Below are 11,990 nucleotides of genomic sequence, written 5' to 3'. Positions count from 1 at the left end.
CGGCGGAGCCGGGTGGGAGCGGAGGTCAGCCCTCGCCCTCCAGGTCGCCCTCGGACTCCAGGAACGCGGCCTGCAGCTGCTCGATCAGTTCCGGGTCGGGCTCGGCCCACAGCCCCCGGCCGGCCGCCTCCAGCAGCCGCTCGCTGATCCCGTGCAGGGCCCAGGGGTTGGCGCCCGCCAGGAACTCGCGGTTGGTGGGATCGAGCACGTACTCCTGGGTGAGCTTCTCGTACATCCAGTCGGCGACGACGCCGGTGGTGGCGTCGTAGCCGAAGAGGTAGTCGACGGTCGCCGCCATCTCGAAGGCGCCCTTGTAACCGTGCCGGCGCATCGCCTCGATCCAGCGCGGGTTCACCACCCGGGCGCGGAAGACCCGGGCCGCCTCCTCGGTCAGCGTCCGGGTGCGGACGCTCTCCGGGCGGGTCGAGTCGCCGATGTACGCGGTCGGTGCCTTGCCGGTGAGCGCCCGGACGGTGGCCACCATGCCGCCGTGGTACTGGAAGTAGTCGTCCGAGTCCGCGATGTCGTGCTCGCGGGTGTCGGTGTTCTTCGCGGCCACGGTGATCCGCTTGTACGCGGTCTCCATCTCCTCGCGGGCCGGGCGGCCCCCGAGGTCGCGGCCGTAGGCGTAGCCGCCCCAGACCGTGTAGACCTCGGCCAGGTCGGCGTCGGTGCGCCAGTCCCGGCTGTCGATCAGCTGGAGCAGACCGGCGCCGTAGGTGCCCGGGCGGGAGCCGAACACCCGGACGGTGGCCTTGCGCTCGTCGCCGTGCACCGCGAGATCCGCCTGGACGTGGGCGCGGACGAAGTTGTCCTCCTCCGCCTCCTCCTGGCGGGCGGCCAGGCGCACCGCGTCGTCCAGCAGGTTGACCACGTGCGGGAAGGCGTCCCGGAAGAAGCCGGAGATCCGCAGCGTCACGTCGATGCGCGGGCGGCCGAGCTCGGCGAGCCCGATCGGCTCCAGGCCGGTGACCCGGCGCGAGGCGTCGTCCCAGACCGGGCGCACACCCAGCAGCGCGAAGGCCTCCGCGATGTCGTCGCCGGCCGTGCGCATCGCGCTGGTGCCCCAGAGCGAGAGACCGACCGAGGGCGGGAAGGCGCCGTCGTTGTCCGCCCGGTAGCGATCGACCAGCGAGGCGGCCAGCGCCTGCCCGGTCTCCCAGGCGAGCCGGCTGGGCACCGCCTTCGGGTCGACGGAGTAGAAGTTGCGGCCGGTCGGCAGCACGTTGACCAGCCCGCGCAGCGGCGATCCGGAGGGGCCGGCCTTGACGAAGCCGCCGCCGAGCGCGTGCAGCACGGCGTCCAGCTCGTCGGTGGTCGCGGCCAGACGCGGGACGACCTGGCGGGCGGCGAAGTCCAGCACCTCGGCGACGGCCGGCGGCAGCCCGGCGGCGGTCTTCTCGACGGCCTCGGGGGCCCAGTCCTCGGCCTCCATCGCCTCGACCAGTTCACGGGCCTTCGCCTCGGCCGCGTCGGCGGCGCCCAGGGTGGGTGCGGACTCGTCCAGGCCGAGCGCCTCGCGCAGGCCCGGCAGCGCGCTGACGCCGCCCCAGATCTGGCGGGCCCGCAGGATGGCGAGCACGATGTTCACCCGGTCGGTGCCGGCCGGCGCCTGGCCCAGTACGTGCAGGCCGTCGCGGATCTGGGCGTCCTTGACCTCGCAGAGCCAGCCGTCGACGTGCAGCAGGAAGTCGTCGAAGCCGTCGTCCTCGGGACGCTCGTCCAGACCGAGGTCGTGGTCCAGGCGGGCGGCCTGGATCAGTGTCCAGATCTGGGCCCGGACGGCCGGCAGCTTGGCCGGGTCCATCGCGGCGATGTTGGCGTGCTCGTCGAGCAGCTGCTCCAGGCGCGCGATGTCGCCGTAGCTCTCGGCGCGGGCCATCGGCGGCACCAGGTGGTCGACCAGGGTGGCGTGCGCGCGGCGCTTGGCCTGGGTGCCCTCGCCCGGGTCGTTCACCAGGAAGGGGTAGACCAGCGGCAGGTCGCCGAGCGCGGCGTCCGGACCGCAGTCGGCGGAGAGCGCGGCGGTCTTGCCGGGCAGCCACTCCAGGTTGCCGTGCTTGCCCAGGTGGACGACGGCGTCGGCGCCGAAACCGCCGTCCTCCCGGGCGGCCGCGATCCAGCGGTAGGCGGCCAGGTAGTGGTGCGAGGGCGGCAGGTCCGGGTCGTGGTAGATGGCCACCGGGTTCTCTCCGAAGCCGCGCGGCGGCTGGATCAGCACCAGCAGGTTCCCGGCGCGCAGGCCGGCCAGCACGATGTCGCCCTCGGGGTTGCGGCTGCGGTCCACGTACAGCTCGCCCGGGGCCGGGCCCCAGTGCCGCTCGACCTGCTCGCGCAGGCCCTCGGGCAGCTCGGCGTACCAGCGGCGGTAGTCGGCGGCGGGGATCCGCACGGGGTTGCGGGAGAGCTGGTCCTCGGTCAGCCAGTCCTGGTCGTAGCCGCCGGCCGCGATCAGCGCGTGGATCAGCGCGTCGCCCTCGTGGCTCTCGTCGCCCTCGGGCGCGGGTGCGAGACCGGGCAGGGCGTCCGGGCCGTCCAGCGGGCCGAGGTCCATGCCCTCCGCCCGCAGCCGCTCCAGCAGGCGGATCGCGCTGGCGGGGGTGTCCAGCCCGACCGCGTTGCCGACCCGGGCGTGCTTGGTCGGGTACGCGGACAGCACCAGCGCCAACCGTCGCTCGGCGGCCGGGATGTACCGCAGCCGGGCGTGCCGCACCGCGATGCCGGCCACCCGGGCGGCCCGCTCCGGGTCCGCGGCGTAGACGGTCAGGCCGTCCTCGTCCAGCTCCTTGAACGAGAACGGGACGGTGATCAGGCGGCCGTCGAACTCGGGCACGGCGACCTGGGTGGCGGTGTCCAGCGGGGACAGGCCGTCGTCGCTGGCCTCCCAGGCGGCGCGCGACCAGGTGAGGCAGAGGGCCTGCAGGATCGGGCGGTCGAGCGCGGCCAGCGCGCCCGCGTCCCAGGCCTCCTCGTCGCCGCCGGCCGAGGCGTCGGCGGGGCGGGTGCCGCCGGCCGCCAGCACGGTGGTGACGATCGCGTCGGCCTGCCCCAGCTCCGCCAGCAGCTCGGCCTCCGCGCCGCGCAGCGAGGAGCAGTACAGCGGGCGCGGGCGGGCGCCCTTGTCCTCGATGGCCCGGCACAGCGTCTCGACGAAGGCGGTGTTGCCGCTCATGTGGTGGGCCCGGTAGTAGAGCACCGCGATCACCGGGCCGTCGGCGTTCCCGGCGCTCGGGGTGCGCTCCAGCGGGCCCCACTCGGGGGCCGACGCCGGGGCGGCGAAGCCGTGGCCGGTGAGCAGCACGGTGTCGGAGAGGAAGGCGCCGAGCTCGGCGAGGTTGGCCGGGCCGCCGTGCGCGAGGTAGGCGTGCGCCTCGGCGGCGATCCCGGCCGGGACGGTGGAGAGCTCCATCAGCTGGGCGTCCGGCGCCTGTTCGCCGGTGAGCACGATCACCGGGCGGGGGCCGGCCAGCAGCGCGTCCAGGCCCTCCTGCCAGGCCCGGCGGCCACCGAGCAGGCGGACGACCACCAGATCGGTGTCCTCCAGCAGGCCGGGGAGGTCGTCCGCGGTGAGCCGGGCCGGGTTGCCCAGCCGGAAGGGGACCGGTCCCGCGGCGGCGCGGGCGCTCAGCAGGTCGGTGTCCGAGGTCGACAGAAGCAGGATCACGCGAAGGCCCTCCCGGCCTCGTGGGCGGGCAGGGGCAGAGCCATGGGCGTGGCCGCGGGCGGGAGCCCGGGCACAGGCGTGCGGCGGCGCATAGGTGGAGCCTTCCTCGGGGTCCGCGCCCCGTGGGGGTACCTCCTGCCGGGGGCAGGCGGAGTCGGGACGGCAGGAGTTCCTGGCTCCCACGGCTGGTGAACCGTGGTCACAGTGGCGGGACCGCACCGGGTTTGCACCGGTTTCCTCCCCTTTGCGCCGTCTCTGGCGTGAGCGGACCCCGAAGGATCCGCCCGGGAGCATAGTAGGCGGTACAGGTGATCCACGGGACAGAGTCCCGGGGCGGTTCCTGGGTATGCTCGCGGCCATGTCACCCTCACCCGACCCCGCGGAACCGGGCCCCGGCGGGCCCGGCCGGGCGCGCGAGGACGCGTGCCCGGGGGCCCTTCGCCTACATACGGCCGACGACGGCGCGCTCGCCCGAGTACGCCTGCCCGGTGGTCTCCTGACGTTCCGTCAGGCGGATGTGCTGGCCGACGCCGCAGAGGCGCTCGGTGACGGCCGGCTGGAGACCACCTCGCGCGGCAACGTCCAACTGCGCGGCCTGTCCGAGGGCTGCGGTCCGGAGCTCGGCGACCGGCTGCGCGCGGCCGGACTGCTGCCCTCCGAGCGGCACGAGCGGATCCGCAACATCGTCGCCACGCCGCTCGCCGGCCTCGACGGCAACGGGTCTGCGGACGTGACGATTTGGGCCCGCGAACTGGACGCGGCGCTGTGCGCCGCCGACTGGTCCGCCGCCCTCTCCGGCCGATTCCTCTTCGCGCTCGACGACGGCCGGGGCGACGTCGCCGGGCTCGACGCCGATGTGACATTGATCGCAGCGCCGGGCGGCGGGGCACTCCTGCGCCTCGGCCGTGCCACCGGTGCGCTGCGGGTGCCGGCCGGCGAGGCCGTCGCTGCGGCGCTGGCCGCCGCCGGGGCCTTCCTCGCGCTGCTCGGGGCCACCGGCACCGGGGCCTGGCGGATCCGCGAGGCGGACCCGGACGGCACCCGGCTCACCGTGCCCGGCCTCGTCGCCGCGCCGCTGCCGGCGCTCGCGGGGACGCTGCCGCAGGCCGGTCCGGTGCCCGGGCCCGACGGACGGCACGCGCTCTCGGCGGGCCTGCGCTTCGGGCGCGCGCCGGCCGGGGCGTGGCGGCTGCTCGCCCGGGCGGCGGAGCAGGGCGCCGGTGAGCTCCGGGTGACCCCCTGGCGCGGCGTGGTCCTGCCCGGACTGGCGCCGGACGGCGCCCGCGAGTGGGCCGGGCGGCTGTCGGCCGCCGGGCTGGGCCTGGATCCGCACTCGCCCTGGGAGCTGGCGATGGCCTGCACCGGGACGCCGGGCTGCGCGAAGTCGCTGGCGGACGTCCGCGGCGACGCGGCGCGCGCGCTGGCGGCCGCCGGGCCGCCCGCCGGGCCCGGGGCGCGCCTGCTGCCCGTGCACTGGTCCGGGTGCGCGCGGCGGTGCGGGCACCCGGCGGGGGAGTGGGTGGACGTGCTCGCCACGGGGGACGGGTACGAGGTGGCGGTACGCCGCCCGCACGCTCCGTCCGCCTCTCAGTCAACGACAACGCAACAGATGCCCGACGCAGTGGCCCGGGCCCGGAGGACGAAGTGATCGAGTACGAGAGGGACGGGGCGGCCATCTACCGCGAGTCCTTTGCCACCATCCGGGCCGAGGCCGATCTGGCGGGTCTGCCCGCCGACGTCTCCCAGGTCGCGGTGCGCATGATCCACGCGTGCGGCATGACCGACCTGGTGCGGGACCTGCTCTGGTCCCCGAACGTGGTCGCCGACGCGCGCCGGGCGCTGCGCGCCGGCGCCCCGATCCTGTGTGACGTCTCGATGGTCGCCAGCGGGGTGACCCGCAAGCGGCTGCCCGCCGGCAACGAGGTGCTCTGCACGCTCTCCGACCCCTCCGTCCCCGAGCTGGCGAGGAAGATGGGCAACACCCGCAGCGCCGCCGCGATGGAGCTGTGGCTGCCCCGGCTGGAGGGCGCGGTGGTCGCCGTCGGCAACGCGCCGACCTCGCTCTTCCGGCTGCTGGAGCTGATCGAGGCGGGCGCGCCCCGCCCGGCCGCCGTGATCGGCGTCCCGGTCGGCTTCATCGGCGCCGCCGAGTCCAAGCAGGCCCTGGCCGAACACCCCAGCGCCCTGGAGCATCTGGTGGTCCGGGGCCGCCGTGGCGGCAGTGCCATGGCCGCCGCCGCCATCAACGCGATTGCGAGTGAAGAAGAGTGACGCAGCCTCAGTCGACGACAGGCGGCCCCGGCCGGCTCTACGGGGTGGGTCTGGGCCCGGGTGACCCGTCGCTGGTCACCGTCCGCGCCGCCGAACTCATCGGCAAGGCCGACGTGGTGGCCTACCACAGTGCCCGGCACGGCCGCTCGATCGCCCGCTCGATCGCCGAGCGCTATCTGACGGACGGTCAGATAGAGGAGCAGTTGGTCTACCCGCTCACGGTCGAGACCACCGACCACCCCGGCGGCTACCGGGGCGCGATCGACGAGTTCTACGAGGAGGCCGCCGCCCGGCTGGCCGCCCACCTGGACGCGGGCCGGGACGTGGTGGTGCTCGCCGAGGGCGACCCGCTCTTCTACGGCTCCTACCAGCACATGCACAAGCGCCTGGCCCACCGCTACCCGACCGAGGTGGTGCCGGGGGTGACCTCCGTCAGCGCCGCCGCGGCCCGGCTCGGGCGGGCGCTGGTGGAGGCCGAGGAGGTGCTGACCATCCTGCCCGGCACGCTGCCGGAGGAGGAGTTGGCGGCCCGCCTGGCGTCCACCGACTCGGCCGTGATCATGAAGCTCGGCCGGACCTTCCCCGCCGTGCGACGGGCTCTGGAGCGGGCCGGCCGGCTGGCGGACGCCCAGTACGTGGAGCGCGCCACCATGGACGCCGAGCGGACGGCCCCGCTGGCCGAGGTCGACCCCGACACCGTCCCGTACTTCTCCGTCGCCGTGCTGCCGAGCCGGATCGGACTGCCCGCCGAACCGGCGCCGGTTGCGGTTGGAGCCGCCGTTGAGGCCGACGGGGCCGATGCGGCCGACGGGGCGGGCAGCGCGGGCAGGGTCGGCGAGGTCGTGGTGGTCGGTCTCGGTCCCGCCGGGCCGCTCTGGCTCACCCCCGAGGCGCGCGGCGAACTCGCCGCCGCCGACGACCTGGTGGGCTACACCACCTACCTCGACCGGGTGCCGGTGCGGGCGGGGCAGCGCCGGCACGGCTCCGACAACAAGGTCGAGTCCGAGCGCGCCGAGTTCGCCCTCGACCTGGCCCGGCAGGGCCGCCGGGTGGCGGTCGTCTCCTCCGGCGACCCGGGCGTCTTCGCGATGGCGACCGCGGTCCTGGAGGTCGCCTGCGAGGAGCGCTACGGCGACGTGCCGGTGCGGGTCGTCCCCGGGATGACGGCCGCGCACGCGGCGGCCTCCCGGGCGGGCGCCCCGCTCGGGCACGACTACGCCGTGGTCTCGCTCTCCGACCGTCTGAAGCCGTGGAAGGTGGTCGCCGAGCGGCTGGCCGCCGCGGCCTCCGCCGACCTCGTCCTCGCGCTCTACAACCCCGGCTCGCAGTCCCGCACCACCCAGGTCGCTCTGGCCCGTGACCTGCTGCTGGAGCACCGCGCCCCCGACACCCCGGTGGTGATGGCCCGCGACGTGGGCGGCCCCACCGAGCGGGTCCGCACCGTGTGCCTGGCGGACCTCGATCCGGCGCAGGTCGACATGCGCACCATCCTGCTCATCGGTTCCTCGCAGACCCGGGCGGTCACGCGCGGCAACGGCACCCAGGTGGTCTGGACGCCCCGCCGCTATCCGGAGGTCTGAGGCGGCCCGCTCCGGCGGAACCCGGGGCGGACGACTCGTCCGCCCCGGGGGCGACCCGCCGGGCCTGCGGCGGTACGCGCCTGCGGTACGCGCTTGCGGTACGGGCCTGCGGTGGCCCGGCGGAGCCGCCGCGCGGGCGGCCTACCGTCCGGCCGCGACCGGGAAGTTGAAACGCATCACGGCGTCGAAGGCGACGTCCGGCAGCAGCCGCTTGGCCATCATCGTGCCGCGGGCCAGCGCGCCGATGGCGTAGCGGGCGCGCGGGCGGCCGGTGGTGGCCGCGCGGACGATCACCTTGGTCGCGGTCTCCGCCGGGACGGCGCCGTTGCGGCGACGGAACGTCCGGTTGGCGTACATGTCCGCGAGCTCGGCCCGGAAGCGGCCGTACGGGTCCTCGCCGTCGCCGAGGGAGTGCTCGGCCCCGCCGTGCATGGTGTTCACCGCGGTGTCGGCGAACTCGGTGATGGTGGGGCCGGGTTGGACCACCACCACCTTCACGCCGAACGGGGCGACCTCCAGCCGCAGCGAGTCGCTGATCGCCTCCACCGCGTGCTTGCTGGCGTGGTAGAACGCCCCGCCGGGCGGGGAGAAGCGGCCGGCCATGGAGGAGATGTTGACGATCCGCCCGCCGCCCGCCCGGCGCATCCCGGGCAGCACCAGCTGGGTCATCCGGACCAGCCCGAAGACGTTGGTGTCGAACTGCCGGCGCACCTCCTCGGGGGTGGCCAGCTCGACCGGCAGGTGCAGTCCGTACGCGGCATTGTTGATCAGCAGGTCCACCGCGCCGTGCTCGGCCTCGACCCGGGCGACGGCCGCCGCCATGGAGCCCTCGTCGGTGACGTCCAGGGCGAGCGTGGAGAGGCCCTGCGCGGCGAGGTCGGCCAGCGTCTCGGGGCGGCGCGCGGTGGCGTGGACGTGATGGCCGAGCCGGTGCAGAGCGAGCGCCGTCCGCCGTCCCATGCCCGTGGAGCAGCCGGTGATCAGGACGCTCTTCGGGGCGGTCCTCGGGTGGCTCATGACGTGGCCTTTCGGTGCAGGAGATCCCAGACGGCGTCCTCCGCCGTGGCCAGGGCTTCGGGGGAGAGCTGGGCGATGCCGCCGGGGCGCAGGTGCTTGACCAACCCGGTGAACGCGCCGATCGCGAGGGCGACCAGCTGTCGCGCGTCCCCGTCGCGGATCTCGCCGGCGCGCTGCCCGCGCTCGATGAACTCGCGGGCGAAGCCGTCGACCTCGGCGGAGAGCGCCAGGCTCTCCGGGGCGAGGAAGGTGTCGTGCTGCTGGTGTTCGAGGAACACGAACGCGTCGTGGTGCTCGCCCGCGTACCGGGTGAACCCGAGCCAGAGGCGGCCGAACTCCTCGCGCACGGAGGGTGCCCCGCCGCTGCCGCCGACCTCCCCGCTCCCGCCGTCCGGGGCGAGGGCGGCGGTCAGCCGGTCGAGCAGCCCGCGCTTGGCGTACTGGAAGGCGGCGTTGCCGAGCGCCTCCTTGCTGGGGAAGTACCGGTAGATGCTGCCGACCCCCACCCCCGCGCGCTGGGCCACCGCGGGCATCTGGGTGCCCTCGTAGGTGCGCTCGGCGAAGAGGGAGACGGCGCTGTCGAGGAGCAGCTGGGCGATGTCGGAGTTCCTGGCCACGGAATGAATGTTCATTCCGGATGCCCCTCGCTGTCAAGGCCGCCCTCGCTGTCAAGGCCGCCCGCGCCGGACCGTCCCCTGCGCCGGACCCGACCGGGCGCCGCCGCGGGGTCGTCCCCGTGCGGCGGCGCCCGGTCTGGTCCGGCCGGGTCGCTACGCCGAGCGCTCCGCGGCCGGCAGGCCAAGGTGCCCGCGGAGCGTGTCGGCCGTATACGCGGTGCGGAAGAGGCCACGTCGTCGGAGTTCGGGGACCAGGCCCTCCACCACCGCGTCGAGGTCCTCGGCGAGCAGCGCCGGGCGGAGCCGGAACCCGTCCGCGCCGCCCTCCCGGAACCAGTCCTCCAGCAGATCGGCCAGCTCGGCGGGCGTACCGGCGAAGGTGGTGGCGTCACTGCTGAAGGGCTCGCCGTCGAGCCCGTCGAGGTCCGCCAGCCGCTGGTGCGCCGCCGCCTGCGTCCCGGCGAGCACCACGTTCAGGTCGGCGAACAGGCGGCCGTCGCCGTCGGTGCGCCCGGCCTCCTTGCGGAGCCCCTCCAACTCCTCGCGGATCGCGATCAGCCCGTCCCGGTCGGTCGGGGTGACGAACGCGACGTCCGCGTGCCGGGCGGCCAGTCGGTACGGCACGGTGGCGTGTCCGAGGATCGCGGTGACCGGCCGTCCCTGCGGCGGGCGGGGAACGGCGGCGCTGCCGGAGGCCCGTACCCGCTGCCCGGCGAAGTCCGTCCGGCGGATCAGCTCCTGGTCGGCGAACCGCCCGCTCTCCCGGTCACCGACCAACGCGCCGGGCGCCCAGCTGTCCCAGAACCCGGTAACCGCCTGGACGAACTCGTCCGCGCCGGCGAAGGCCTCGACGACGAACGGGCCGCCCTGGTCGGCGAGCACCAGCGCCAACTGCTCGGGTGTCACGTCCACCCGGGGCCGCCAGCCGGCCCGGCCGGCGCTCAGGTGGTCCAGAGTGGCGATCCGGTCGGCCACCTCGCCCGGGAGCCGGCTGGCGAGAGCGGTCGGCACCAGCCCGATCCTGCTGGTCCGCGCGGCCGCCACCGCCAGCACCAGGGCGGCCTCCAGCCGGCCCCGGGCCCGCCCGGGGCGCTCGGCGTGCAGCGGCCAGGTGTCGTCCAGCGTGACGAAGTCGAGCAGGCCGTGCTCGGCCCGCGCGATGGCGTCCAGGTGCAGGTCGCCGGAGCCGAAGGCCGACTCGGGGGTGCGCGAGGTGCGCCGCCAGGCGGCCGGGTGGGCCCCGAAGCCGTCCAGCGAGAGGGCCAGGTGAAGGCGGCGTTCGATGGTCATCGTTGCTCCTCGGGCCGAGGTGGTGACGGAGCGTCCGCTCCCGTTCCAGCGTGGCCGAGGAGTGCGAACACCGTGCTGCGCCGGTGTGAATCCGCCCGGGGCGGCGCCCGGCCCGCCCCCGCCCCCGACGCGTTCTCGGCCCGCCCGCCCGCCTGCCTGCCTGCCTGCCCGACCGGTGCCCGCCCGTCGGCCGGGCCGCGGCCGACCCGGACCCGACCGGGACGGTGCCCGGTCGACAGGGGACCATGGACGGAGGCGGCCGCCCCGGCCGCCCGGTGAGCGGCAGGACGGGCGAAGGGAACGGGTGGCGTCGATGGGTACGTCCACGGGCGGCGGGCAGGGGCGGGCGGGCCGCCCGGACGGCGGGACGGCGCAGGCGCAGGTGGCCGCGCCCGGTGGCCGGGCGGCGCAGTTGAAGAGCAGCGGGCTCCGGCACGGCTGGACGACCGGCGCCTGCGCGACGGCGGCCACCAAGGCCGCCTACACCGCGCTGCTCACCGGCGCCTTCCCGGACCCGGTGACGATCACCCTGCCCAAGGGCCAGCAGCCGGCCTTCGCCCTGGCGGTGGAGGAGTCGACGCCGGGCGGGGCCATGGCGGGCGTGGTGAAGGACGCCGGTGACGACCCGGACGTCACGCACGGCGCGCTGATCCGCTCGACCGTCCGGCACGGCGAGCCCGGAGCCGGTGTGGTGTTCCGGGCCGGGCCGGGGGTGGGAACGGTCACCAAGGCGGGCCTGCCGCTGGCGGTGGGGGAGCCGGCGGTGAACCCGGTGCCCCGCCAGATGATGCGGGACGCCGTCGCCGAGGTGGCGGCGGCCCACGGCGGCAGCGGGGACGTGCTCGTCGAGCTGTCCGTCGACCACGGCGAGGAGATCGCCCGCTCCACCTGGAACCCGCGCCTGGGCATCCTGGGCGGCCTGTCGATCCTCGGTACCACCGGCATCGTCGTGCCGTACTCCTGCTCCGCCTGGATCGACAGCATCCGGCGCGGGGTGGACGTGGCGCGGGCCGCGGGGCGCACGCACGTGGCCGGATGCACCGGCTCGACCTCGGAGAAGGTCGCGGTCGCGGTGCACGGCCTGCCCGAGGACGCCCTGCTGGACATGGGCGACTTCGCGGGCGCCGTCCTGAAGTACCTCAAGCGCCACCCGGTGCCCCGGCTGACCATCGCCGGGGGGTTCGCCAAGCTCTCCAAGCTCGCCGCCGGACACCTCGACCTGCACTCGGCCCGCTCCCAGGTCGACAAGGGCCAGCTGGCCGCCCTGGCCCGTACCGGCGGCGCCGGGCCGGAGCTGGTGCAGGCGGTCGCCGACGCCAACACGGCGCTGGAGGCGATCCAGCTCTGCCGGGCGGCCGGTGTGCCGCTCGGCGACCTGGTCGCGCGGGCAGCCCGGGCCACCGCGCTCGACGTGCTGGTCGGGTCACCGGTCGTCGTCGACGTGATCTGCATCGACCGGGAGGGCGCCGTGGTCGGCCGGGCGGAGCCGCTGGGGCCCACCACCCCGGGCGGTCACTGACCCGCGCCGGCGGCCCCGCCCCGGACCGGCAG

General features: G+C 75.7%; 8 protein-coding genes and 1 riboswitch. Of the genes, 4 read left to right on the top strand and 4 right to left on the bottom strand.

The window, feature by feature from the left end:
• Positions 1 to 25 precede the first annotated feature (25 nt).
• Entirely contained in the window at positions 26 to 3,664 is a 3,639-nt protein-coding gene (gene cobN, locus OG823_RS06315) for a cobaltochelatase subunit CobN (protein WP_371478204.1), read from the bottom strand.
• Between the two features lie 143 nt (positions 3,665 to 3,807).
• A riboswitch (cobalamin riboswitch) is annotated at positions 3,808 to 3,933 on the bottom strand.
• 77 nt (positions 3,934 to 4,010) lie between these two features.
• Between cobN and cobG the strand changes: the two genes are divergently transcribed.
• Genes cobG through OG823_RS06300 form a run of 3 tightly spaced genes read left to right on the top strand, consistent with a single transcriptional unit; the run spans position 4,011 to position 7,515 of the window.
• On the top strand, positions 4,011 to 5,312 hold the full coding sequence (gene cobG / locus OG823_RS06310; protein ID WP_371478202.1) for a precorrin-3B synthase: 1,302 nt from the start codon (positions 4,011 to 4,013) through the stop codon (positions 5,310 to 5,312).
• Positions 5,309 to 5,935, top strand: a complete 627-nt coding sequence (locus OG823_RS06305) for a precorrin-8X methylmutase (RefSeq protein ID WP_371478201.1) — start codon at positions 5,309 to 5,311, stop codon at positions 5,933 to 5,935. The genes cobG and OG823_RS06305 overlap by 4 nt, the downstream gene beginning before the upstream one ends.
• The gene (locus tag OG823_RS06300) at positions 5,932 to 7,515 is read left to right on the top strand and encodes a precorrin-2 C(20)-methyltransferase (protein ID WP_371478199.1); all 1,584 of its coding nucleotides are present in this window, start codon (positions 5,932 to 5,934) and stop codon (positions 7,513 to 7,515) included. Before OG823_RS06305 ends, OG823_RS06300 begins: the two co-directional genes overlap by 4 nt.
• Positions 7,516 to 7,656: 141 nt before the next feature.
• Here OG823_RS06300 and OG823_RS06295 read toward each other — a convergent pair whose 3' ends face one another.
• The 3 genes from OG823_RS06295 to OG823_RS06285 all read right to left on the bottom strand — a co-directional run bounded on the left by OG823_RS06295 (position 7,657) and on the right by OG823_RS06285 (position 10,439).
• Complete coding sequence (locus tag OG823_RS06295; RefSeq protein ID WP_371478197.1) at positions 7,657 to 8,532, bottom strand: SDR family NAD(P)-dependent oxidoreductase; 876 nt, start codon at positions 8,530 to 8,532, stop codon at positions 7,657 to 7,659.
• A complete protein-coding gene (locus OG823_RS06290) occupies positions 8,529 to 9,164 on the bottom strand; it encodes a TetR/AcrR family transcriptional regulator (RefSeq protein ID WP_371478196.1) in 636 nt (211 codons plus the stop codon). Before OG823_RS06290 ends, OG823_RS06295 begins: the two co-directional genes overlap by 4 nt.
• Before the next feature lie 138 nt (positions 9,165 to 9,302).
• Positions 9,303 to 10,439 (bottom strand): LLM class flavin-dependent oxidoreductase, encoded by a 1,137-nt coding sequence (locus OG823_RS06285; protein WP_371478195.1) that lies wholly within the window; start codon positions 10,437 to 10,439, stop codon positions 9,303 to 9,305.
• A gap of 313 nt (positions 10,440 to 10,752) precedes the next feature.
• Between OG823_RS06285 and OG823_RS06280 the strand changes: the two genes are divergently transcribed.
• Positions 10,753 to 11,958: a cobalt-precorrin-5B (C(1))-methyltransferase gene (locus OG823_RS06280; protein WP_371478193.1), complete on the top strand. Its 1,206-nt coding sequence runs from the start codon at positions 10,753 to 10,755 to the stop codon at positions 11,956 to 11,958.
• The last annotated feature ends 32 nt before the right edge of the window (positions 11,959 to 11,990 follow it).

This window comes from Kitasatospora sp. NBC_00315 (assembly GCF_041435095.1).
GTDB lineage: Bacteria > Actinomycetota > Actinomycetes > Streptomycetales > Streptomycetaceae > Kitasatospora.
Note: the sequence above shows the minus strand (reverse complement) of the source record. Positions and strands in the feature narration are given on the sequence as shown.

Coding starts and splice junctions, on each gene's coding strand:
- cobG (WP_371478202.1), top strand. CDS start 4,011: ATGCTCGCGGCCATGTCACCCTCACCCGACCCCGCGGAACCGGGCCCC.
- OG823_RS06295 (WP_371478197.1), bottom strand. CDS start 8,532: ATGAGCCACCCGAGGACCGCCCCGAAGAGCGTCCTGATCACCGGCTGC.
- OG823_RS06290 (WP_371478196.1), bottom strand. CDS start 9,164: ATGAACATTCATTCCGTGGCCAGGAACTCCGACATCGCCCAGCTGCTC.
- OG823_RS06285 (WP_371478195.1), bottom strand. CDS start 10,439: ATGACCATCGAACGCCGCCTTCACCTGGCCCTCTCGCTGGACGGCTTC.
- OG823_RS06280 (WP_371478193.1), top strand. CDS start 10,753: ATGGGTACGTCCACGGGCGGCGGGCAGGGGCGGGCGGGCCGCCCGGAC.